The sequence below is a fragment of the Bacillus sp. GW823-FHT06A10 genome (assembly GCF_058795375.1).
The window spans coordinates 984,716-1,006,452 of the sequence record NZ_JBXAHT010000001.1; the positions used below are offsets into that span (position 1 = coordinate 984,716).

The 21,737-nt window shown below is 35.8% G+C and carries 22 protein-coding genes and 2 other annotated features; of the genes, 17 read left to right on the forward strand and 5 right to left on the reverse strand.

Features of this window, described 5'->3' with window-relative positions; translation table 11 throughout:
- The first annotated feature begins 36 nt into the window (after nt 1-36).
- The 4 genes from AC1Q8M_RS05170 to AC1Q8M_RS05185 all read left to right on the forward strand — a co-directional run bounded on the left by AC1Q8M_RS05170 (nt 37) and on the right by AC1Q8M_RS05185 (nt 4,169).
- Nucleotides 37-549, forward strand: coding sequence for a GNAT family N-acetyltransferase (locus AC1Q8M_RS05170; protein WP_000771301.1), 513 nt, complete (start codon nt 37-39; stop codon nt 547-549).
- Between the two features lie 92 nt (nt 550-641).
- Nucleotides 642-1,469, forward strand: a complete 828-nt coding sequence (locus AC1Q8M_RS05175) for a DUF4037 domain-containing protein (RefSeq protein WP_098365958.1) — start codon at nt 642-644, stop codon at nt 1,467-1,469.
- Nucleotides 1,470-1,492: 23 nt separating this feature from the next.
- On the forward strand, nt 1,493-2,068 hold the full coding sequence (locus AC1Q8M_RS05180) for a hypothetical protein (RefSeq protein WP_098855580.1): 576 nt from the start codon (nt 1,493-1,495) through the stop codon (nt 2,066-2,068).
- A 244-nt stretch (nt 2,069-2,312) separates the two neighbouring features.
- Nucleotides 2,313-2,535: a binding site (T-box leader), on the forward strand.
- 296 nt (nt 2,536-2,831) lie between these two features.
- The gene (locus AC1Q8M_RS05185) at nt 2,832-4,169 is read left to right on the forward strand and encodes a sodium-dependent transporter (protein ID WP_001088187.1); all 1,338 of its coding nucleotides are present in this window, start codon (nt 2,832-2,834) and stop codon (nt 4,167-4,169) included.
- A gap of 39 nt (nt 4,170-4,208) precedes the next feature.
- Here the strand turns inward: AC1Q8M_RS05185 and AC1Q8M_RS05190 are convergent, their stop codons facing one another.
- The gene (locus AC1Q8M_RS05190) at nt 4,209-4,913 is read right to left on the reverse strand and encodes a polysaccharide deacetylase family protein (RefSeq protein ID WP_098353384.1); all 705 of its coding nucleotides are present in this window, start codon (nt 4,911-4,913) and stop codon (nt 4,209-4,211) included.
- A gap of 326 nt (nt 4,914-5,239) precedes the next feature.
- On the opposite strand from AC1Q8M_RS05190, the gene AC1Q8M_RS05195 reads away from it, so the two are divergent.
- The 5 genes from AC1Q8M_RS05195 (at nt 5,240) to AC1Q8M_RS05215 (ending at nt 8,558) form a co-directional block, all read left to right on the forward strand.
- The gene (locus AC1Q8M_RS05195; RefSeq protein ID WP_000878325.1) at nt 5,240-5,503 is read left to right on the forward strand and encodes a CD3324 family protein; all 264 of its coding nucleotides are present in this window, start codon (nt 5,240-5,242) and stop codon (nt 5,501-5,503) included.
- Nucleotides 5,504-5,663: 160 nt separating this feature from the next.
- Nucleotides 5,664-6,350, forward strand: a complete 687-nt coding sequence (locus AC1Q8M_RS05200; RefSeq protein ID WP_001015543.1) for a DUF421 domain-containing protein — start codon at nt 5,664-5,666, stop codon at nt 6,348-6,350.
- Between the two features lie 110 nt (nt 6,351-6,460).
- Nucleotides 6,461-7,102 (forward strand): FusB/FusC family EF-G-binding protein, encoded by a 642-nt coding sequence (locus AC1Q8M_RS05205; protein WP_000387074.1) that lies wholly within the window; start codon nt 6,461-6,463, stop codon nt 7,100-7,102.
- Nucleotides 7,103-7,244: 142 nt separating this feature from the next.
- On the forward strand, nt 7,245-8,132 hold the full coding sequence (locus AC1Q8M_RS05210; protein ID WP_098365957.1) for an RCC1 domain-containing protein: 888 nt from the start codon (nt 7,245-7,247) through the stop codon (nt 8,130-8,132).
- 225 nt (nt 8,133-8,357) lie between these two features.
- A complete protein-coding gene (locus AC1Q8M_RS05215; protein ID WP_000919314.1) occupies nt 8,358-8,558 on the forward strand; it encodes a hypothetical protein in 201 nt (66 codons plus the stop codon).
- A gap of 163 nt (nt 8,559-8,721) precedes the next feature.
- Here AC1Q8M_RS05215 and msrA read toward each other — a convergent pair whose 3' ends face one another.
- On the reverse strand, nt 8,722-9,258 hold the full coding sequence (gene msrA / locus AC1Q8M_RS05220; RefSeq protein WP_001291883.1) for a peptide-methionine (S)-S-oxide reductase MsrA: 537 nt from the start codon (nt 9,256-9,258) through the stop codon (nt 8,722-8,724).
- A 90-nt stretch (nt 9,259-9,348) separates the two neighbouring features.
- Entirely contained in the window at nt 9,349-10,107 is a 759-nt protein-coding gene (locus tag AC1Q8M_RS05225) for an SDR family oxidoreductase (protein WP_000911801.1), read from the reverse strand.
- A 545-nt stretch (nt 10,108-10,652) separates the two neighbouring features.
- Nucleotides 10,653-10,892: a binding site (T-box leader), on the forward strand.
- A gap of 150 nt (nt 10,893-11,042) precedes the next feature.
- Here AC1Q8M_RS05225 and ilvE point away from each other — a divergent pair.
- Genes ilvE through ilvA form a run of 6 tightly spaced genes read left to right on the forward strand, consistent with a single transcriptional unit; the run spans nt 11,043 to nt 17,943 of the window.
- Nucleotides 11,043-11,942: a branched-chain-amino-acid transaminase gene (ilvE, locus tag AC1Q8M_RS05230; RefSeq protein ID WP_044306975.1), complete on the forward strand. Its 900-nt coding sequence runs from the start codon at nt 11,043-11,045 to the stop codon at nt 11,940-11,942.
- A gap of 22 nt (nt 11,943-11,964) precedes the next feature.
- Nucleotides 11,965-13,680, forward strand: coding sequence for an acetolactate synthase large subunit (gene ilvB, locus AC1Q8M_RS05235; protein WP_141532474.1), 1,716 nt, complete (start codon nt 11,965-11,967; stop codon nt 13,678-13,680).
- Nucleotides 13,677-13,907, forward strand: a complete 231-nt coding sequence (locus tag AC1Q8M_RS05240; protein WP_000019909.1) for an ACT domain-containing protein — start codon at nt 13,677-13,679, stop codon at nt 13,905-13,907. Before ilvB ends, AC1Q8M_RS05240 begins: the two co-directional genes overlap by 4 nt.
- Nucleotides 13,908-13,921: 14 nt before the next feature.
- The gene (locus tag AC1Q8M_RS05245) at nt 13,922-14,929 is read left to right on the forward strand and encodes a ketol-acid reductoisomerase (RefSeq protein WP_098353395.1); all 1,008 of its coding nucleotides are present in this window, start codon (nt 13,922-13,924) and stop codon (nt 14,927-14,929) included.
- A gap of 46 nt (nt 14,930-14,975) precedes the next feature.
- Entirely contained in the window at nt 14,976-16,649 is a 1,674-nt protein-coding gene (gene ilvD, locus AC1Q8M_RS05250; protein WP_001255814.1) for a dihydroxy-acid dehydratase, read from the forward strand.
- 31 nt (nt 16,650-16,680) lie between these two features.
- Nucleotides 16,681-17,943: a threonine ammonia-lyase IlvA gene (gene ilvA, locus AC1Q8M_RS05255; protein WP_000250319.1), complete on the forward strand. Its 1,263-nt coding sequence runs from the start codon at nt 16,681-16,683 to the stop codon at nt 17,941-17,943.
- An 80-nt stretch (nt 17,944-18,023) separates the two neighbouring features.
- Here the strand turns inward: ilvA and AC1Q8M_RS05260 are convergent, their stop codons facing one another.
- Both AC1Q8M_RS05260 and AC1Q8M_RS05265 read right to left on the reverse strand, forming a co-directional pair.
- Complete coding sequence (locus AC1Q8M_RS05260; protein ID WP_016513026.1) at nt 18,024-18,251, reverse strand: hypothetical protein; 228 nt, start codon at nt 18,249-18,251, stop codon at nt 18,024-18,026.
- A gap of 52 nt (nt 18,252-18,303) precedes the next feature.
- Nucleotides 18,304-19,407: a CapA family protein gene (locus AC1Q8M_RS05265; RefSeq protein ID WP_000854543.1), complete on the reverse strand. Its 1,104-nt coding sequence runs from the start codon at nt 19,405-19,407 to the stop codon at nt 18,304-18,306.
- A gap of 203 nt (nt 19,408-19,610) precedes the next feature.
- Here AC1Q8M_RS05265 and AC1Q8M_RS05270 point away from each other — a divergent pair, with 203 nt between their 5' ends.
- Both AC1Q8M_RS05270 and AC1Q8M_RS05275 read left to right on the forward strand, forming a co-directional pair.
- Entirely contained in the window at nt 19,611-20,327 is a 717-nt protein-coding gene (locus tag AC1Q8M_RS05270) for a DUF554 domain-containing protein (protein WP_000236031.1), read from the forward strand.
- Nucleotides 20,328-20,495: 168 nt separating this feature from the next.
- Nucleotides 20,496-21,710, forward strand: a complete 1,215-nt coding sequence (locus AC1Q8M_RS05275; RefSeq protein WP_098353397.1) for a multidrug efflux MFS transporter — start codon at nt 20,496-20,498, stop codon at nt 21,708-21,710.
- Nucleotides 21,711-21,737: the final 27 nt, after the last annotated feature.

Consider the following 21,737-nt stretch of genomic DNA (forward strand, 5'->3'; position numbering starts at 1 on the left):
TGTTTGTTTTATGGAATGAAGAGGGGGAGAAGAACAATGAAACTATTAAAACCAACCCATGAATATAGTGAGCATATTACAGCGTATAGACACGCGTTTTTACACTCAGGGGAACAACCACATGGAAGTAGTTCTTTACAAAACTTTGATTCTCTTGATGAATGGTTTGAAAAAGTGAGTAAACAAGAACTAGGAGAAAATTTACTAGCTAATCGAGTGCCATCTAGTCAGTTTTTAAGTTTTGAAAAAGAGGAACTTATAGGTTTTGTGAATATTAGACATAGATTAAATCCAGAATTATTACGGGAAAGCGGTCATATTGGATATAGTGTCCATCCAAATAAACGTCGCCACGGTTACGCTACGAAACAATTACAACTTGCATTAGCTGAAGCACAAAAATTAGGATTGCAGAAAGTATTAATAACTTGTGATAAATCCAATATCGGTTCTGCTAAAACGATTCAAAAGGTTGGCGGTGTGTTAGAAAATGAAATAGTTTCTTCTCGTACTGGTGAAGTTATTCAGCGCTTTTGGATAGAAATATGATGTAGTAGGAATTTGAAAAGGTAATGCAAGCTGTAATATCGAAATAGATAAATGAAATATAGGGGATTACTGCAATTTTAGGGGGAAATGAAATGGGATTAAAAGAGAAAGCAATAGAGATGTCAGAGATCTATAGGCAAAATCCGAAAGTAGAAGCCATTATTTTAGCGGGTTCAGTAGCTAGAAAGCTTGAAGATGAACATTCAGATATAGAATTACATATTTTATGGTCAACACCGCCAGAAGATGAGGATCGTAGGGCCCCTATTCATCATATTGATGGGACAATATTATCGTATTATCCGTATGAGGAAGAAGAATGGTCGGAAACGTATTTAACGAAAGAGGGAATTAAATTAGAGATTAGTAACTTTTTAACAGAGACAGTAGAGAAAGTGATTTCGGATGTGATGGATCAATATGATATAAGTTATGAAAAACAATGTATTGTATCATCCGTTCATGATGGTGTTAGTTTGTATGGAGAAGAGAAAGTGAATGAATTAAAAGATAGAGTAGTGGTATATCCAGATGAACTAGTAAAACGAATGATTTCAGAAAATCTATGGTTAAGTAATCGTTGGCACAATCGAAAGGCGCTTTTAAAACGGAAAGATTGGCTTATGCTTTATGATGTTATTTGCGAAGTACAAAGGAACGTATTCGGTGTTTTATTTGGTTTGAATAAAATGTATGTACATCATCCAGCGTTTAAATGGATGCCTAATAATGTGGAACGAATGACTATTAAACCTGAAAATTTATATGAACGTATGGCGGACACATTAATAGGGAGTCCAGAAAATAGTGTGCAGGAGTTAGAGTTGCTAATAGAAGAAGTGTTGCAACAAGTTCATACATACGCGCCAGGAGTAAATGTGGATGAGCAAGAAAAATCTATTTTTTATTTTGTGAAATAGAAAACAGTAATAAGGGGGAAGTTATGGGTTTTTTTAATAGGTTTTTTAAAAAAGTTGAAAAAGTAAATGAGCAAGAAGCCACTCTTCATGAATTAAGTGAAGAATTGTATGTTGAATCACCGATAGAGGAAGCGACTAGTTACTGGGTATCAATGGCACAAAATATAATTGTTAATGCTGTAAAGGCGGCTGACAATGATGTAGAACGTGCCTTCGTATTATTGAATTTGAAGAAAGGTGAGGCTTCATTTGATATTTTCTATCAAATAAATGGGCAATTGTATTTCTGGGATCAGCTAGAAAATGAGACGATAAGAAATAGAATTCAGAACGAGTTGTTACCGCAAGCTCCAGAAGTTTCAAATGCAGTAAATGAGCAATTTCATGAAGCTGATCACCCTATAATTTCGTTTGCGCAATTGCAGTTTGAATGGGAAACGAAAGCCTGGTTTTCACATATAATTTGGGAAGATAACCTTGCTGCTCAATTGCCCAAAACTCAAATTCTAAGTGAATGGTTTCGTGTAATTAAAGAAGAAACGAAAAATAGACCACTGGATAGTGATGCGAAATTTTCTTGGTATCCATCAAACTCTTAAAAAATTAATACAGAGAGACAGGTTATGTTTCTAGATGATTTGTATTATTGAATAAGTATCAATAATACGTAATTCTTTTTCTATTGCCTGTTAGAATTCGTTATGTACTAATCCACTTGTTTTCTAAACTAAAAACTTATATTTCGAATTTTGAAATAGATTGTAATACATAAAAATTCGAAATATAAGTTGACACTATTTTTAATGTGTGATAAAAATGATAGTAATCAATTCGGAAAATAATATTTGGGCAATGAAAGGGTATAGTAGTGAATATCTCCCTATTTCAGAGAGCTGATGGTTGGTGTGAATCAGTATATAGATTATTCATGAAGTTCGTCCTGGAGCATCTTTCATAAATCTCGCATTATGAGGAAATGAAAGACGGTAGTTTATACCGTTATCAAATAAAGTGGTGAAGATTTTTTCACAACTAGGGTGGTACCGCGATATTTATCGTCCCTACGTATTTACGTAGGGACGTTTTTTATTTAGGTCCTAACTTTGGTGTGTCTTCATAACTAGGGTGGTACCGCGATATTTTATCGTCCCTACGTTTTTGCGTAGGGGCGTTTTTATTTAGGTGGTTTCTTAGTGTTCTTCACAACTAGGGTGGTACCGCGATATTTTTGTCGTCCCTACGTATTTACGTAGGGACGTTTTTTTATTAGGGAGGAAGTGAACGTATTAGAAAAGAGTATTGATAGAACAATATAAATACCGAATTGTAACAAAGAAAAAGAGATAGAGAGGAGATTAACAAATGAATTCACAGCAATGGACATCGAAATTAGGTTTCGTATTAGCTGCAGCAGGTTCGGCAATTGGTCTTGGAGCGATTTGGAAATTCCCATATATGGCCGGCATTGGAGGAGGCGGAGCGTTCTTCCTAATTTTCATCGGTTTCACATTATTAATTGGTTTACCGCTATTATTAGCTGAATTTGTTATTGGAAGAAGTACACAAAAAGAGGCTGTCGATGCATATAGAGAGATTGCTCCTAAAACGTTATGGCCTTGGTTAGGTAAATTAGGAATTGTAACATGTTTCATATTACTTTCTTTCTACAGTGTTGTAGGAGGCTGGATTTTATTATATTTATGGAATGCAATTACAGGTAGACTATGGGAAGGAAATGGAGCATACGAAGCTACGTTTGGTGAAATCATTTCCAATCCATATTTAGCAGTTGGATCACAGCTATTATTCATCCTTATTACTATTTTCATCGTAAGTAAAGGTGTACAAAATGGTGTTGAAAAAGTAAATAAATATTTCATGCCAGCATTATTCGTTTTATTCTTTGTATTAATCGTTCGTGCACTTACATTAGATGGTGCTGGAGAAGGCGTTCGTTTCTTCTTACAACCTGATTTCTCACATGTAACATCAGAAGTTATATTATACGCAATGGGGCAATCGTTCTTCTCATTATCTGTCGGGGTAGCCGTTATGGTAACGTATAGCTCATACTTACCGAAAGAAGAAAGCTTACCACGTTCAGCATTTTCTATCGTAGCCTTAACTCTTGTTATTACATTACTTGCAGGACTTGCAATTTTCCCAGTTGTGTTCGCATTTGGAATGGAACCATCTCAAGGGCCGGGACTATTATTTATCGTGTTGCCAGCTATTTTCAGTAAAATGGCGTTCGGAAAATTATTCTTCATTGTTTTCTTATTACTATTCTTCTTCGCTACGATTACATCAGCAATTTCGATGTTAGAAATTAGTGTTGCATCGTTAACATCAAAAGGTAAAGGGAAACGTGAAAAAATGGCCTTAATCGTAGGGTTATTAATCTTCGTTGTTGGGGTACCATCAGCATTATCATTCGGTATATTAAGTGATCTGAAGATTTTCGGAAAGACAGTCTTTGATTTAGCGGACTATGCAGTAAGTAACGTTTTAATGCCACTTGGTGTATTATTAGTTTCTATCTTTGTTCCTTTAAAAATGAAGAAAGATGTATTAATGAAAGAGCTAGGTGTAAGTAAAAATAAAGGTTATAAACTATTCGTATTATGGTTATTCTTACTTCGTTATATCGCACCAATTGCGATTATTATCGTATTCTTAAATGTACTTGGCATTATATAAAAAGAAAGGTAGCGTATCATACATAGATACGCTACCTTTTTATTTTGCTCTTTTTTGCAATTCATTTACTGTTACGAACTGATAGCCCTTCTTAGATAAAGAATCTAAAATACCTTCAATCGTTTTAAAATTTTCATTAGACTCATCATACATAGAATGCAGTAAAATGATAGAACCTGGTTTTACATTTTTATTAATATATTCAATTTTATCAGCTGCAGATTTATAAAAAGTATCGGGCTCAAGATCCCATATAATGGTTTCGATATTATTTTTATTTAAATAATAGGGTAGTCCAATTAATTTTTTTCCGTTAGGGGGCCTAAAATCAATTTTGTCTGTAAATCCTGTTTGGCGGATTAATGAATTCGTTTTTTCTATTTCATCTTTAATAAAAGAAGGTGTTTTGAAAACCATTCTATTATGAGAATATGTATGGTTTCCAAGTTGGTGCCCAGATTGCGCGATAGCTTCTCCTAACGATAAATTTTGCTCTAATTCATTTCCAATTAAAAAGAAAGTAGCTTTAGCGTTGTATTTATCTAGTAGCGGTAATATTTGTTTTACATTGTTAGTAGGGCCATCATCAAAAGTTAAAGCAATCACTTTTTCATTTGTTTCTACGCGTTGTGTTAAAGCTCCAAATAATTGAAAGCTTCTTGCGTTCATCAATTTGTATGTTCCGAATAATGCCGTGATAATAAAGAATAGTGTAACGATTGTAATGATAATTTTTTTCTTCATAATGTAACCTCACAATGATTTTTAATTCAGTTAAAAAGTATTATATCAAACTAAGTAATTTCGTGCTTTAAGAAGGGTGTGGATGCAAGGAGAAGGAATTTATCATATAATAAAATGCAAAAGGTATATTAGGAGGTGTTTATATGGCGATTATAATTCAATTGCCAGACACTGCAACGTCTCATGCAAAGCCAAGTATGGAAATGGCGATACTTTGCGTGAGGTAGACAAGTAATATACAATCGCCTATATGAGCTCGTATCATTTTTTATATTTGGCTTTGCACCTTATTGAAATGAACCATAAAAAATAAGGGGCGAGCAGAAATGAAATACGTAAAAGCTAATGCTGTTTTACCAGAGAGTTTAATTACTGAAATTCAAAAGTATATACAAGGTGAAACAATTTACATTCCGAAACAAGAAACGAAACATTATAAATGGGGTACACGATCTGGCGGAAGAAAACAACTAGATGAAAGAAATAAAGCAATTAAAGAAGCGTTTAAAAGTGGGATTGCTATTCATCAACTTGCAGAAGAATATTTTCTTTCTGGGGAAACGATTAAAAAGATTGTGTATTCTAAATAAGAGGAAAAGAGTCTGATTCATATATTACTTTGAATCAGACTCTTTTTGTTTTATGTGTATTGGATATATGAGGTGTGAACGGGCATGATAATAGAAAAAATGTGCCGTTTTTTTATTAAATGGTATACAGAGCACTTGAAAAGTAGAAAGGTGAACATATATGAATCATATTGGACAAATAACGATAGAGCTTTTAGTTGGTTTTTTTGTTCTATTAATTGCTACAAAAATATTAGGGAAAACACAAATATCTCAGCTAACGCCATTTGATTTTATTTCTGCAATCGTCCTAGGTGAGCTCGTTGGAAATTCAATATATGATCCTAAAATTAAAGTATGGTCTATTTTATATTCAGTATTTGTTTGGGTAATTTTAATTTATACTATAGAAGTGATAACACAAAAAGTAAGAGGAACAAGAAGGTTTTTTGAAGGATATCCTTCAATTATTATTCGTAACGGAAAGATTGATCGTGAACAATTAAGCGTAAATCATTTGGATATAAACCAATTACAACAAATGCTTAGGCAACAAAAAGATATATTTTCAATCCGAGAAGTTGAATATATGATATTGGAACCGAACGGAAACATAAGCGTTCTGAAAAAAAGTAAATACGAATCTCCTACTATAAATGATTTAAGTTTAAAACATAAGCCTGTATACTTACCAATTTCATTAATTAGTGATGGAAAAGTAGTTAAGGATAATTTGAGGGAAGCGGGATTTGATGAAGGATGGCTTTATAAACAAATAAAGCAAAAAGGAATTACTAAATTTGAAGACGTATTATATGCGGAATGGAAAACAGATGATGGCTTCTTTTGTCAGGAAATGCAGCGGTAGAGAATAAGTGATATATGTAATGTTTGTTTCTAAGTTATCTTTTACATATCAAAAAACGTAATCATTGTATACAATAAAACTAGATCAACAATTTGTATGGAGTGATAAAGATGGAAGCGTTTATTAGAAGTGATCAATATAATTTTATAAAATCACAAGCTTATATTTTAGCAAACGGGCATGCAACGGCAAATGATAGAGGTGTAATTCAAGCGTTAAAATCGCTTGCGATTGAAAAGATAATACATGTATTTGAGAATTTAACGGATGAACAGAAAGAGTTAATTGATACGGTATTAACAGTTCAAAATAGAGAAGATGCAGAATCATTTTTAATGAAAATAAATCCGTATGTAATTCCGTTTCAAGAAGTTACAGCACAAACATTAAAAAAATTATTTCCTAAAGCGAAAAAGTTAAAACTTCCTGATATGGAAGAAATGGATATGAAAGAAATATCTTATTTAAGCTGGATTGATAAGGGGTCAAGCAGGAAATTTATTATAGCGAAAAATGATAAAAATAAATTTGTTGGTCTGCAAGGAACGTTCCAAAGTTTAAATAAAAAAAGCATTTGTTCGTTATGTCATGGACATGAAGAAGTAGGAATGTTTTTAGTTGAAATTAAAGGCGATGTACCAGGAACTTTCGTTAAAAAGGGAAACTACATTTGCAAAGATGGTGTAGCTTGCAATCAGAATATGAAATCGCTAGATAAATTGAACGATTTTATTGAACGCTTGAAGAAATAACGAGAAAACCTCTAGTATTTAAACTGGAGGTTTTTATTTTTTGAAGAAGTAAAATAAGCTTTCTTTGTAAATGTAGATTTATAATGAAATTTGATAAAAATATCTATTATGATACAGTTGCTTATATGCAAGGAGGTAAAACATGGATTACCTTTTATCGAAAGAAAAAGTGAAACGATGGCCTAAAGATACGATAGCGGCGGGGCGTTGTCATACAGTTGGCCTGAAATCGGATGGCACGGTAGTAGCGGTGGGCCGGAATAAAGAAGGGGAATGTAATGTAAGTGGCTGGCGAGATATTGAAGCAGTCGCAGTGGGCAATGTTCATATGGCAACGAACACGGGTAATGCTCATACAATCGGTCTTACATGTGACAGTACTGCGGTAGCAGTGGGTTGGAATAAGCATGAACAATGTGATGTAAACGATTGGCATAATATTGTAGCGGTTGCGGCAGGGTGGCGTCGTACTATTGGCCTGAAATCGGATGGCACGGTAGTAGCGGTGGGCCGAAATAAAGAAGGAGAATGCAATGTAAGCAGTTGGCAAGGTATTGTGGCAGTCACAGCGGGTGACTGGCATACAGTCGGTCTTAAATTGGACGGCACATTGACGACTGTGGGGAATAATCGATATGGTCAATGCAATGTAAGGAGCTGGCGAGGTATTGTAGCGGTCAAGGCTGGGTATCTTCATACTGTTGGTCTTAAACGAGACGGTACGGTGACAGCAGTGGGGAATGATAAACATAACCAGTGTGATGTAAGTGGCTGGCGAGATATTGTAGCAATAGCGGCTGGTACGAATCATACAATCGGACTTAAATCAAACGGTACCGTGGTGGCAGTGGGTTGGAATGAGTATGGTCAATGTAACGTAAGTGATTGGAGAGATATTGTAGCGATAGCGGCTGGTTGTGCACATACAGTCGGACTAAAATCAGACGGCACGGTGATCGCGGTAGGTAATAATGAATTTGGCCAATGCGATGTAGGCAGCTGGCGCGACATTCGGTTGCCTGGCAAATAGTCAATTTACAATAAATCATTAGTAATATTATTCTATTTTAGGAGTAATTATGGAATAGGATATGTAGAAAATAATTAAACTTAAATCTGCTGAATAAGAATCTCTTTTGAAAAGGGATTCTTATTATTTTTCATAAAATGAGGGTGTAAATGGAATTTTTGAACAAATTTTATTTCAAAATTACAGTAGAAGATATAAATTAAAAAGTATAGAGGAGATAAAGGAATGCTTAAAAGGTTTTTACTTTCTTTACCGGATGTTTTACTTATATGTATCGTTCTCTACATAATGTACACAAATTCTTTTAGTTTTGGACAGATGCTAGTAATTTCCATTGCAATCGGAATTATTGGTGGTCTTGCTATTAGAATTTGTAAGGATGTATTCACGTATATAAGATGGACAATTAAACAAAGAAAAAATTGAATATGTTTAATAGTTATTAGGAGGGAATGAAGTGACTAAGAAAAAGAATAGAGTGAAAAACGAGATAGTACTTTGGTCACTAACAGCAATTGTTCTATTAATTGTATGGTACTTTTATCAAAAATAAAAACGCATCGTACTCAAAAAGCACGATGCGTTTTTATTATTTTTTTTGCCAATTTTCTTTTATAAAGTCTTCACGACCAGATTCCTTTTGCTCAGTAGCATATTTCTCTGGATTCTTTTTATAGAAATGTTGGTGGTATTCCTCTGCTTCGTAAAAAGGTGCAGCAGGACGAATTTCAGTCACGATTGGATCTTTAAACATACCGCTTTCTGCAAGAGCTTGTTTTGATTTTTCAGCAAGCCCTTTTTGTGTTTCGTTATGATAAAAAATAGCGGTACGATAAGATGGACCACGGTCAAAAAATTGTCCGCCATCATCAGTTGGGTCGATTTGTGGCCAATATAAGTCTAGTAATTTCTGATAAGGAAAAATAGAAGGATCGAATGTAATTTGAACAACTTCTAAATGTCCAGATGTTCCAGCTTTTACTTGTTCATATGTTGGGTTTTCTACATGACCTCCTGCATAGCCAGAAAGTACTTTATGAATACCAGGAAGTTCATCAAATGGTTTTACCATGCACCAAAAGCAACCGCCTGCGAAGGTTGCGAGTTCGTATGTTTTTTCGGACATTGCTGTAATCCTCCTAAATGTATATGTTTTATATAGTATTATATAAATTGTTTTATTGCGCAATAAAAAAGATTTGAAAATATATGTTTTTTATAAACAAGATCCTCCGCTCACATCAATTAATTGTCCAGTAACCCAGCGGCTGTCTGGAGAAGCAAGGAATGCAGCAGTATCGGCAATGTCTTCTACTTCACCTAAGCGATTGAAAGCGGAAATAGTAGTAGCGTACTGCTTCATCATTGGGTCGCTCAAGAGTTCTGCATTCATATCTGTTTTGATAAATCCTGGAAGTATTGCATTCACCGTTATTCCTCGTGCTCCAAGCTGTTTTGCTAGCGTAAAAGTCATTGTATTAATAGCGCCTTTCGTCATACTATATGCAACAAAATCAGGTAAAGAAATGCGGGTGGCAGCGGATGAAATATTAATAATTCGGCTATTGTCACGTAAACGTGGTAGTGCTAGTTGAATGATAAAGAATGGAGCTTTTGCATTTACTGAAACCATTCTATCAAAAAATTGTTCAGTCGTTTCTTCAATAAAAGCACCAGGACCAATGCCAGCATTGTTTATTAAAATATCAAATTGTATTTCACCAGTGCGCTTTTGTAATTCAGTATCTAAAGCTTTATAAAGGTTTTCTACACCGTGTAAGGATTCTAAATTTGCGCCGATAGAAAAAGCTTGGCCACCATTTGATTGAATTTCATGAACAGTTTCTTCAGCGTCATCTTTTCGATTACCGTAATGAACAGCAACCAATGCACCGTCATTTGCTAAACGTTTAGCGATTGCTCGTCCAATTCCTCGACTTGCTCCTGTAACTAACGCTACTTTCCCTTTTAACATAGTTTCCTCATCTCCTCATAAACTTTATAAGTTTTTCTTTATGTAGTAATGCAAACATACTTAAGTAATATATGAGTGTATGTAAGTAATGCATTCCAATTTTGATTTGAGAAAAAATAAATAGAATTAATTTTGATTTTTTTGAAAAAACATGTTGACAAGGAAAAGAACAACGTCCTATAATACGTGTAACAAATAAAAGTTAATTAAGAATTTTCTAACTTTATATGTTGTATATGCAAAGAAGAGGAAAGTAGATGATTATGATCGTTTCAGAGAGCTACTCCAAGGCTGTGAGGGTAGTAACAATCGAATCATTGAAGATCACCTCGGAGCATCGCTTGCGAAAGGGAAACTGAGTAGAGGGCGGCGGCATCGTCTCCGGTAAAAGGACGGAGGTCTGATTGGACCTACAAAGCTTATATTTCGTGAGAAGTATAAGGAAGCTGAGTGGTAACGCGAAACTCTCGCCTCAGCAATCAAAGCTACTAAATTGTAGTAGTTGATTGCTGAGGCGAGAGTTTTTATTTTTAAAAATAGAAGAAGAGAATGCGTAGAAGAGGAGAGTAAATGATAAAGATTGTTTCAGAGAGCTGCCCCGAGGCTGTGAGGGTGGTAACAATTCACTCATTGAAAATCACCTTGGAGCACTACTTTTGAAAACTAGTAAAAAGTAGCGGGGTTGTTCCCGATAGAAAAACAAAAGTCTAATTGGACTTGCAGAGCTTATATTTCGTGAGAAGTATAAGGAAGCTGAGTGGTACCACGATTCCCTCGTCTCAGCAATGGATTGCTACAAGTATGTAAGTAATCGATTGTTGAGACGAGTATATTTTTAAGGTTTATATACTGAATATTCTGTTAAAAATACTCATCTCAGCAATCGATGTAGAAATAGATTGCAAAAAATAGAGAAAAAAGAGGAGCGATGTGAGATGGGAAACCAGTATATTTACATGAATGGGGAATTTGTAGAAAAAGAAAAGGCAGTTGTTTCAGTGTATGATCATGGTTTTTTATACGGAGACGGTGTATTTGAAGGGATTCGTAGTTACGGAGGAAATGTATTTTGTTTAAAAGAACATGTGAAACGATTATATGAATCAGCGAAATCTATTTTACTAACAATTCCAATGACGGTAGAAGAAATGGAAGAAGCAGTTTTACATACACTCCAAAAAAATGAATACGCTGATGCTTACATTCGCTTAATTGTCTCAAGAGGAAAAGGTGACTTAGGGCTCGATCCGAGAAGTTGTGTGAAGCCGAGCGTAATTATCATTGCAGAACAATTAAAGTTATTCCCACAAGAATTTTATGATAATGGGCTAAGTGTTGTATCTGTTGCATCAAGACGTAATACGCCAGATGCGTTAGATCCACGTATTAAGTCAATGAATTATTTAAATAACGTACTTGTAAAAATTGAAGCAGCACAAGCAGGAGTGTTAGAGGCTCTTATGTTAAATCAACAAGGATATGTTTGTGAAGGTTCTGGCGATAATGTTTTCGTTGTGAAAGATGGAAAAGTGCTAACCCCGCCATCCTATTTAGGAGCATTAGAAGGTATTACGAGAAATAGTGTTATCGAGCTATGTGAACGACTGAATATTCCGTGTGAGGAAAGACCATTGACTCGCCATGATGTATATGTAGCGGATGAAGTATTTTTAACAGGAACAGCAGCGGAGTTAATTCCAGTTGTAAAAGTTGATTCCAGAGAAATTGGAGATGGGAAACCAGGAAGTGTAACGAAACAATTGACCGAAGAATTTAAAAAATTAACGAGAGAAAGAGGAGTACGTGTTCCCGGGCTGACGGAAAGCTTAGCGTAAATAAGGAGAGGAGTTAATGGAAATGAAGCAGCAGTATACAGCGTATGAGAAATTACAGTATGAAGAAATGACAGGCGCTGGACATGTGATTCAATGTTTAAAGAGATTAGGTGTAACGACCATTTTCGGCTATCCGGGCGGAGCAATCTTGCCAATATACGATGCTTTATACGAAAGTGGTTTGAAACATGTTTTAACTCGTCATGAACAAGCTGCCATTCATGCGGCTGAAGGATATGCGAGAGCTTCTGGAAAGGTCGGGGTAGTCTTTGCTACCTCTGGCCCAGGGGCGACAAATTTAGTTACGGGTTTAGCAGACGCTTATATGGATTCGATTCCTTTAGTTGTCATTACCGGGCAAGTTGCAACGCCTTTAATTGGTAAAGATGGATTTCAAGAAGCGGATGTTGTCGGAATTACAGTACCTGTTACGAAGCATAATTACCAGGTTCGTGATGTGAATCATGTATCACGAATTGTGCAAGAAGCTTTTTACATCGCCAAAAGCGGGCGCCCGGGACCAGTATTAATTGATATTCCAAAAGATGTTCAAAATGCAAAAGTCACCAGTTTCTTTAGTGAAGAAGTTGATATTCCGGGGTACAAACCAGAACTTGTACCAGACAGCATGAAACTTAGAGAGGTGGCTAAAGCAATTTCAAAATCAAAGCGTCCACTTCTTTATATTGGAGGAGGTGTCATTCATTCAGGTGGATCCGATGAACTCTTCGAATTCGCAAGGGAGAACCGTATTCCAGTCGTTTCAACTTTAATGGGACTTGGTGCATATCCACCGGGAGATCCATTGTTTCTAGGGATGCTTGGTATGCATGGGACATACGCTGCTAATATGGCGGTAACAGAATGTGATTTACTACTTGCATTAGGTGTTCGCTTCGATGATCGTGTAACAGGAAAATTAGAACTTTTTTCTCCGCACTCGAAAAAAGTACATATTGATATTGATCCTTCTGAGTTTCATAAAAATGTAACTGTAGAGCATCCGATTGTTGGTGATGTAAAAAAAGCGTTACACATGCTGTTACATATGTCTATTTATACACAAACAGACGAATGGCTTCAGAAAGTAAAGACATGGAAAGAAGAATATCCACTTTCTTATAAGCAAAAAGAATATGAGTTAAAACCACAGCATGTGATCAACTTAGTAAGTGAATTAACGAATGGTGAAGCGATTGTCACAACAGAAGTAGGTCAGCATCAAATGTGGGCTGCTCACTTCTATAAAGCAAGAAAACCTCGGACGTTCCTTACCTCTGGAGGATTAGGAACAATGGGGTTTGGTTTTCCAGCAGCAATTGGTGCTCAGCTAGCTAAAAAAGAAGAACTTGTCATTTGTATTGCAGGTGACGCTTCTTTTCAAATGAACATTCAAGAACTACAAACAATTGCTGAAAATAACATCCCTGTAAAAGTATTTATCATAAATAACAAATTTTTAGGGATGGTAAGGCAATGGCAAGAAATGTTTTATGAAAATCGTTTATCAGAATCAAAAATTGGATCACCAGATTTTGTGAAAGTAGCAGAAGCTTATGGAGTAAAGGGATTAAGAGCAACAAATTCAACCGAGGCAAAACAAGTGATGTTAGAAGCATTTGCTCACGAAGGTCCTGTCGTAGTTGATTTTTGTGTAGAAGAAGGTGAAAACGTATTTCCGATGGTTCCGCCAAACAAAGGGAATAACGAAATGATTATGAAGAGGTGGGAAGAATGAGTCATACTTTTTCACTCGTTATTCATAACGAGCCAAGCGTCTTATTACGTATAAGTGGGATTTTTGCTCGGCGTGGTTATTATATTTCTTCTTTACATTTAAAAGAAAGAGATACTAGTGGTGTTTCTGAAATGAAACTCACAGCAGTTTGTACTGAAAATGAAGCGACATTACTTGTTAGTCAGTTGAAAAAATTAATTGATGTTCTGCAAGTAAATAAATTATAAGGAGTGTATGGAATATGAAAACATATTATGAAAAAGATGCAAATGTAGAGTTGTTACAAGGAAAAACTGTTGCAGTAGTTGGTTATGGATCACAAGGTCATGCGCAAGCACAAAATTTACGTGATTCTGGTGTAGAGGTTGTAGTTGGTGTTCGTCCTGGTAAGTCGTATGAAGTAGCGAAAGCGGATGGATTTGAAGTAATGTCTGTTTCAGAAGCGGTTCGAACCGCACAAGTTGTACAAATGTTATTGCCAGATGAACAGCAAGCTCATGTGTATAAAGCAGAGGTAGAAGAGAATCTTCGTGAAGGACAAATGTTACTTTTCTCACATGGATTTAACATTCACTTCGGACAAATTAATCCGCCAAGTTACGTAGATGTAGCGATGGTCGCGCCAAAAAGTCCAGGTCATCTCGTTCGCCGTGTATATCAAGAAGGAAATGGTGTTCCGGCATTAGTCGCAGTGCATCAAGATGCGACGGGAACAGCGCTACATGTAGCATTAGCGTATGCAAAAGGTGTAGGTTGTACACGTGCGGGTGTAATTGAAACGACATTCCAAGAAGAAACCGAAACGGATTTATTCGGTGAGCAAGCTGTACTTTGCGGCGGGGTAACTGCACTTGTGAAGGCCGGGTTCGAAACGTTAACGGAAGGTGGATATCGTCCTGAAATTGCATACTTTGAATGTTTGCATGAATTAAAGCTAATTGTTGACTTAATGTACGAAGGTGGATTAACGAATATGCGCCATTCTATTTCAGATACGGCAGAGTTTGGAGATTATGTAACAGGATTGAGAATTGTTACAGATGAAACGAAGAAGGAAATGAAGCGTGTTCTTACAGAAATTCAGCAAGGTGAATTTGCGAAGAAATGGATTTTAGAAAATCAAGCAGGGCGTCCGACGTATAACGCAATGAAAAAAGCAGAACAAAATCATCAATTAGAAAAAGTGGGAGCAGAGCTTCGTGAAATGATGAGCTGGATTCATGCACCGAAAGAATTAGTAAAGAAATAGAGTAAGAGAGTATAAATGAAAAATATGTAAGAGGGGATTTGACAAGATGAGAAGTGACATGATTAAAAAAGGTTTTGATAAAGCGCCGCACCGTAGTTTATTAAAAGCAACTGGTTTGAAAGATGAAGATTTTGACAAACCATTCATAGCGATTTGTAATTCTTTTATTGAAATTATTCCAGGGCATAAACACTTGAACGAGTTTGGGAAACTTGTAAAAGAGGCAGTTCGTGCGGCAGGTATGGTACCATTCGAATTCAATACAATTGGAGTTGACGATGGTATTGCGATGGGACATATCGGTATGCGTTATTCTCTTCCGAGTCGTGAAATAATTGCAGATTCAGTAGAAACGGTTGTAAATGCACACTGGTTTGACGGCATGATTTGTATCCCAAACTGTGACAAAATTACACCAGGTATGATGATGGCGGCACTACGTATTAATATTCCGACTGTATTTGTTTCAGGCGGCCCGATGGCAGCAGGAAAAACATCTAAAGGAGAAGTTGTTGATCTGAGTTCCGTTTTTGAAGGAGTAGGAGCTTATCAATCTGGGAAAATTTCAGAAGAAGAATTAAAAGATATTGAAGATCATGGCTGTCCATCTTGTGGCTCTTGTTCGGGTATGTTTACCGCGAACTCTATGAATTGTTTATGTGAAGTGTTAGGTTTAGCTCTTCCTGGTAACGGGAGTATTTTAGCAATTGATCCAAGACGTGAAGAGTTAATTAAACAAGCAGCAGAGAAATTGAAAATTTTAATTGAAAGAGATATTAAGCCGCGTGATATTGTAACGGAAGAAGCAATTGACGATGCTTTTGCACTTGATATGGCGATGGGTGGATCAACGAATACAGTATTACATACGCTAGCACTCGCACAAGAGGCAGGACTAGATTATGATATGAACCGTATTGATGCAGTTTCAAGACGTGTACCTCATTTATGTAAAGTAAGTCCAGCCTCAAATTGGCATATGGAAGATATTGATCGTGCGGGCGGGATTAGTGCAATTTTGAAAGAGATGAGCCGAAAAGAAGGAGTACTTCATCTTGATCGAATAACTGCTACGGGGCAAACATTAAGAGAAAATATTGCTGAGGCAGAGATTAAAGATAAGGAAGTTATTCACTCTCTCGAAAACCCTCATAGTGAGGAAGGAGGATTGCGTATATTAAAAGGCAACCTTGCGAAAGATGGAGCAGTTATTAAAAGCGGTGCAACAGAGGTAAAGCGTTTTGAAGGACCTTGCGTTATTTTTAATTCACAAGATGAGGCACTTGCTGGCATTATGCTTGGGAAAGTGAAAAAAGGAGATGTAGTTGTCATTCGTTATGAAGGACCAAGAGGTGGCCCTGGTATGCCAGAAATGTTAGCACCAACATCAGCAATTGCTGGAATGGGATTAGGTGCTGAGGTTGCATTATTAACAGATGGACGTTTTTCTGGAGCTTCACGTGGAATTTCAGTAGGACATATTTCACCAGAAGCAGCAGCGGGCGGGATGATTGCACTTCTTGAACAAGGGGATATTGTATGTATTGATGTTGAAGAACGCTTGCTAGAAGTAAGGGTGAGTGATGAGGAATTAGAAAAGCGTAAAAAAGAATGGAAACGACCAGAACCGAAAGTAAAAACTGGCTGGCTTGGACGTTATGCACAAATGGTAACATCGGCGAATACAGGGGCTGTCCTGAAAATCCCACATTTTGATTGAGCCAATTTAAAAGAGATAAGGATGATATATAATGGTGCAAAAGGTAAAGGAGAGAGTGAAAATTGAAGATATCTTAATGGCTCATAATTGCCTGAAAGATATCGTTATTAAAACACCGTTACAACGTGATACAGTTTTATCTGAGAAATATGATTGTGACGTTTATGTAAAACGAGAAGACTTACAATTAATTCGCTCTTTCAAAATTCGTGGTGCGTACAATTTAATTCAAAGCTTACCGAAAGAAAAATTACAAAACGGTGTTGTTTGCGCAAGTGCTGGTAATCACGCGCAAGGAGTTGCTTATACGTGTAATTTATTGAAGATTACGTCAAAAATATTTATGCCCACAACAACACCGAAACAAAAAGTATCACAAGTACAATTTTTCGGTGGTGATTTCGCAGAGATTGTATTAGTTGGTGATACATTCGATAGCTCTTTCCAAGAAGCACAGCGCTATTGTGAAGAAAATAAGATGACATTTGTTCATCCGTTTGATGATCCGTATGTTGTTGCAGGTCAAGGGACAGTGGCAGTTGAAATTATGCATGATATGGAGAAATCAGTTGATTATATCTTTACAGCAATCGGTGGTGGTGGATTAGCATCAGGAGTTGGTACATATGTAAAAGGTGTTAGTCCTACTACAAAGGTTATTGGTGTAGAGCCAATGGGAGCTGCATCTATGAAAGAGGCTTTTCTTCAAAATGAAAATGTAGCATTGGAGAAAATAGATAGCTTTGTTGATGGGGCAGCTGTTAAAAAAGTAGGAAAGTTAACATTTGAAACTTGTAAAGATGTAATTGACGATATTATTTTAGTACCAGAGGGGAAAGTTTGTACGACGATTTTAGAACTGTATAAGAAAAATGCGATTGTAGCTGAACCGGCTGGTGCACTCTCTATTGCAGCGCTTGATTTATATAGAGATGAAATAAAAGGTAAAACAGTTGTATGTACGCTAAGTGGTGGAAATAATGATATTGATAGAATGCAAGAAATGAAAGAGCGTTCGCTCATTTATGAAGGACTGAAACATTACTTTATCATTGAATTTCCGCAGCGTTCAGGTGCGCTAAGAGAATTTCTTGATAAAGGATTAGGACCAGAAGATGACATTACGCGCTTTGAGTATATTAAGAAACATAATAAAGAAAATGGTCCAGCATTAGTCGGCGTAGAATTAAAACATAAAGAAGATTATGAGCAATTAATTACTCGCTTTAAAGAAAATAATATTCAATTTATGGAACTTAATAAAAACCCTGTTTTGTTTGATTTGCTTATTTAATAGAAGGAAAGAGTTAGAATGTAAATAAAAAAGATAGATACAAGCGAGGGAATATAGTGCTTGTTCTATCTTTTTTATAGTTAAACTAGGTACTCATTAAATTCAAGAAGAATAAAGCTAGCTAACCAAAAGAGTATCGCAATACGAATGATTACATACATTGTAAATTCAAAAGGAGTAAGATTTCTCTCTCGCTTTATTTTTTTAAATAGTCTCACAGAATAAAGGGAACATAAAAGTAGAACTGCTATAGACATTTTATAAACGTTCTCTAACAAACTTACATTTTCTAATAAGTCTTTCAGCATGTTTATCACCTATTCTGTAAAGTATATTACAGAGAAATAGATCTTGAGCTGTCTAGTTTCGTTTGTTTTTTATTTTCCCTGTATCATCAATTTCTACATCAGTTGAAATTGTTTGTAAATATTGAAGAGCTTTTTTCTTTTCTTCCTCATTTACAGAGGAAACTTGGTTGTTGCGAATGATATAAGGATTGAATGACATTTGGACATCCTTTCCTTTAAAAGTTAAAGTTAATACGCCAGTTTCGGCGCTTTTTCCATTCACATAACTTGGGAATAAAAAGTTACCTAATGAGTAAGCGATAGGAACTTTATTATAATACTCAAACCCTTGTAACCAATGTGGATGGCTTCCGACAATCGCGTTAGCTCCTGCTTCAACCATTTTAGGTACATATTGCTTTTGGTATTCTACCGGACGATTTGATTTTTCAACGCCCCAATGCATATAGACGATTAAATAGTCTGCATCTTGTTTTTGTTCTTTAATTGTTTTTGTTACAAGATTTAAATCATAGCCATTCGCAACGCCAGGTTTATTCTCACCAGCTACCCAATTAGAATCAGGCATAAATCGAACGAAGGAAATAAATTTAAACTTTTTCCCTTTTACGGTCATTTCTCGTGCTGTATATGCATCTTTCGCATTTTTTCCGGCTCCAGTGTAAGGGAACTTTAATTTTTCTACGTGAGAAATCGTATCTAATAATCCATCTTGCCCATAATCAAGTGTGTGGTTATTCCCAATATTTACGATGTCATATCCAGTGTTTTTAATAGCTTGTAGTGTAGATGGATCACTTTTAATCCAAAACAGTTGCCCAGGTGCTTTCTTTTCTTTCGTTGTAAATGCCGACTCTAAATTCACAAAAGAAATATCAGCTTTTTTTATTTCTTCTTTTACATGTTGGAATGGGTAATCAGCCCCATTCTTTTCGATTATAGGACGTAATTGCCAATCAAACATTGTATCACCAGAGAAGGTGAGTGTGATTTCTTGGTCTTCTATTTTCTTTTCGCTTTTTGAAGCGGTTTTACTAGATTTGTTTTGCAAATCGGGTTTGTCTTTTGCTTTTGAAATAAAAGAGTAATTGATTAATAAAACAATCGGTGTAATGAAAAAGGCTATTAACAAAAATCGTTTTAGTAAAGTTTTCATATATACCTTCCCTTTTAATATTATCCCGCAATTAAATTAACACTGAATCTATTAAAGGTAATTAAAGTTACAAAAAATAGCGGGTTATGTAGTGGAAAACATTTGTTAATATTCTCAATATTAAGTTAACATATAGATAACCTGTAAATCAATGTATAAACCAAAATATAGAAATAAAGAATTCGAAGGGTGAAGAATGAGAAATGGTTATATTAGGAGCAGTTGTAAATGGGATTTGTATTATATTTGGTACTTTACTTGGTAAATTATTTAGTAGGATTCCAGAAAGTATGAAAGGGACGATAATGCACGCAATCGGTTTAGCGGTTACTGTGCTTGGGCTTCAAATGGCATTAAAAAGTGAAAACTTTCTTGTTGTCATACTGAGTTTAGTGATTGGTACGGTAATTGGAGAATGGTTACAATTAGAAGAAAAGTTAAAACATTTAGGGGATTGGCTAGAAAATAAAGTTGGATCGAAAGGGAAAGGTAGCATATCAGAAGGTTTTGTAACAGCTACTTTAATTTTTGCAATTGGCGCGATGGGGATACTTGGTGCACTTGACAGTGGGATTCGCGGAAATCATGATATTTTATTTACAAAGGCGATTATCGATGGATTTATTTCTATTATATTAACGACAACTCTAGGAATTGGCGTAGTATTTTCGGCGATTCCAGTTGTTTTATATGAAGGTGGTATTGCAGTTTTTGCAACACAAATTAATAGTTTTGTCCCGAAAGAATTAATGAACCAATTTATAGTGGAGATGACGGCTACGGGCGGCATTATGATATCTGCTATTGGATTGAACTTGCTTAGTATTATTAAAATCAAGGTGGCAAATTTACTTCCAGGTATATTGGTAGTGGGTGTAATTGTTTCAATTATTTATGGTTACGGTTTAATGGATTATTAACCAACTTCATTTAGTGGGAGTTGGTTTTATTATGAAAAAAATGTGGGATTGTAGTGATTTTCACTAGAAAATAGCGGGTTTTGTAGTAAATCTTACATATAAAGCAAATTACTAAACTTTTTACAAGAAAGGGTGTAGAATGGGTATCTAAAGAAAGAAGGTGTGAAAATGGCCAGCTGGAAACGGAATTTAATGATTTGTTGGCTAGGTTGTTTTACCACTGCAGCCGGTATGAGTTTAGTAATTCCTTTCTTATCTTTTTATATTGAGGAATTAGGAGTAACTGGCACTTCAAGCATTGCACAGTGGTCGGGACTTGCATTTGGTGTAACATTTTTAATGGGTGCGATCGTATCACCAATATGGGGGAAGCTTGGTGATATACATGGACGGAAATTGATGCTTATTCGTGCTAGCCTTGGTATGGCGATTATTATGACGCTTATGGGATTTGTAACGGATGTGTATCAACTAGTCGCACTAAGATTTTTAATGGGAGCAGTATCTGGTTTCCTTTCAACAGCGATGACATTTATTGCAGCAGAAACTCCGAAAGAACATTCAGGTTGGGCGATTTCCACAATTTCAACTGGTGGTGTGAGCGGTTCGTTACTTGGCCCGTTACTTGGAGGTTATTTGTCTGAGTTAATTGGAATGCGTCATGTCTTTCTTGTTACAGGAGCTTTTTTATTCCTTTCCTTTCTCATCGTTTTTTTCTTTCTGCATGAAGAAAATCACTCTGCTCAAGCAAAAAAAACACAGTCGAAAAAAGTATGGACGATGGTCCCAGCGAAGCATTTAATTATTAGTTTATTTGTAACAACATTTATTATTCAACTTGCTAATATGTCAGTTCAACCAATTGTTACATTGTACGTGAAAAATTTAGTAGGTCCTCATACTGCACATATTGAAACAATTGCGGGTGCAGTTATGTCAGCGACAGGATTAGCAGTTATTTTGGCAGCACCAAGACTAGGAAGATTATCAGATCATATCGGTCCTCAAAAAACGTTAGTTGTAGCGTTATTTGCAGCAGGAATTATTTTTATCCCGCAAGCATTTGTAACCTCAGCTTGGCAACTATTAATTCTTCGATTTTTATTAGGTATCGCACAAGCAGGATTATTGCCTTCCGTACAAACTCTACTAAAACAACATACACCAACCCATGTTACGGGACGAATATTTGGATATAATCAGTCGTTTCAGTTTTTAGGAAATATGATTGGGCCAGTGCTCGGGGGACAAATTGCAGCGCATGCAGGCTTCCAATATGTTTTCCTCTCTACATCATCACTATTATTTATTGCGTGTATTTGGGTTTATTTTCATAATAAGAACGAAGAAGTATCAGAGAAACAACGTTTGGAAGTTAGTTAACTAAGTGAATGAAAAAGAAAAAGGATG

Excerpts from the sequence above, each read along its gene's own strand:
- AC1Q8M_RS05175 (WP_098365958.1), top strand. The coding sequence starts at position 642 with ATGGGATTAAAAGAGAAAGCAATAGAGATGTCAGAGATCTATAGGCAA.
- AC1Q8M_RS05215 (WP_000919314.1), top strand. The coding sequence starts at position 8,358 with ATGCTTAAAAGGTTTTTACTTTCTTTACCGGATGTTTTACTTATATGT.
- AC1Q8M_RS05205 (WP_000387074.1), top strand. The coding sequence starts at position 6,461 with ATGGAAGCGTTTATTAGAAGTGATCAATATAATTTTATAAAATCACAA.
- AC1Q8M_RS05270 (WP_000236031.1), top strand. The coding sequence starts at position 19,611 with ATGGTTATATTAGGAGCAGTTGTAAATGGGATTTGTATTATATTTGGT.
- AC1Q8M_RS05185 (WP_001088187.1), top strand. The coding sequence starts at position 2,832 with ATGAATTCACAGCAATGGACATCGAAATTAGGTTTCGTATTAGCTGCA.
- AC1Q8M_RS05190 (WP_098353384.1), bottom strand. The coding sequence starts at position 4,913 with ATGAAGAAAAAAATTATCATTACAATCGTTACACTATTCTTTATTATC.
- AC1Q8M_RS05200 (WP_001015543.1), top strand. The coding sequence starts at position 5,664 with ATGAATCATATTGGACAAATAACGATAGAGCTTTTAGTTGGTTTTTTT.
- ilvD (WP_001255814.1), top strand. The coding sequence starts at position 14,976 with ATGAGAAGTGACATGATTAAAAAAGGTTTTGATAAAGCGCCGCACCGT.
- AC1Q8M_RS05245 (WP_098353395.1), top strand. The coding sequence starts at position 13,922 with ATGAAAACATATTATGAAAAAGATGCAAATGTAGAGTTGTTACAAGGA.
- AC1Q8M_RS05225 (WP_000911801.1), bottom strand. The coding sequence starts at position 10,107 with ATGTTAAAAGGGAAAGTAGCGTTAGTTACAGGAGCAAGTCGAGGAATT.
- ilvA (WP_000250319.1), top strand. The coding sequence starts at position 16,681 with ATGGTGCAAAAGGTAAAGGAGAGAGTGAAAATTGAAGATATCTTAATG.
- AC1Q8M_RS05275 (WP_098353397.1), top strand. The coding sequence starts at position 20,496 with ATGGCCAGCTGGAAACGGAATTTAATGATTTGTTGGCTAGGTTGTTTT.
- AC1Q8M_RS05180 (WP_098855580.1), top strand. The coding sequence starts at position 1,493 with ATGGGTTTTTTTAATAGGTTTTTTAAAAAAGTTGAAAAAGTAAATGAG.
- ilvB (WP_141532474.1), top strand. The coding sequence starts at position 11,965 with ATGAAGCAGCAGTATACAGCGTATGAGAAATTACAGTATGAAGAAATG.
- AC1Q8M_RS05170 (WP_000771301.1), top strand. The coding sequence starts at position 37 with ATGAAACTATTAAAACCAACCCATGAATATAGTGAGCATATTACAGCG.
- ilvE (WP_044306975.1), top strand. The coding sequence starts at position 11,043 with ATGGGAAACCAGTATATTTACATGAATGGGGAATTTGTAGAAAAAGAA.
- AC1Q8M_RS05240 (WP_000019909.1), top strand. The coding sequence starts at position 13,677 with ATGAGTCATACTTTTTCACTCGTTATTCATAACGAGCCAAGCGTCTTA.
- msrA (WP_001291883.1), bottom strand. The coding sequence starts at position 9,258 with ATGTCCGAAAAAACATACGAACTCGCAACCTTCGCAGGCGGTTGCTTT.
- AC1Q8M_RS05210 (WP_098365957.1), top strand. The coding sequence starts at position 7,245 with ATGGATTACCTTTTATCGAAAGAAAAAGTGAAACGATGGCCTAAAGAT.
- AC1Q8M_RS05265 (WP_000854543.1), bottom strand. The coding sequence starts at position 19,407 with ATGAAAACTTTACTAAAACGATTTTTGTTAATAGCCTTTTTCATTACA.
- AC1Q8M_RS05260 (WP_016513026.1), bottom strand. The coding sequence starts at position 18,251 with ATGCTGAAAGACTTATTAGAAAATGTAAGTTTGTTAGAGAACGTTTAT.
- AC1Q8M_RS05195 (WP_000878325.1), top strand. The coding sequence starts at position 5,240 with ATGAAATACGTAAAAGCTAATGCTGTTTTACCAGAGAGTTTAATTACT.